At 57.4% G+C, this 223-nt stretch carries 1 pseudogene; it reads left to right on the forward strand.

The features are described from left to right. A pseudogene (locus tag E4K09_RS14120) lies at positions 1–208 on the forward strand (LLM class flavin-dependent oxidoreductase); the annotation flags it as partial. Between the last annotated feature and the right edge of the window lie 15 nt (positions 209–223).

Here is a 223-nt window from a genome sequence, read left to right on the forward strand (position 1 = left end):
ACGGGGACCACGTGGCGCACTCTTCGTCGGAAGCCCTGCGGAGGTGACAGACAAGATCCTAGCGGTGCATGAGATCTTCCGGTTCGACCGCTTCCTGATTCAGATGGCCATTGGCGTGATGGACCACATCAAGCTGATGAAGGCGATTGAAATCTTCGGAACGAGGGTGGCGCCGGAGGTGCGAAAGGCGCTCCGATCACAATGGTAGACGGTATGAACGGAT

The organism is Microvirga pakistanensis, assembly GCF_004458765.1.
GTDB lineage: Bacteria > Pseudomonadota > Alphaproteobacteria > Rhizobiales > Beijerinckiaceae > Microvirga > Microvirga pakistanensis.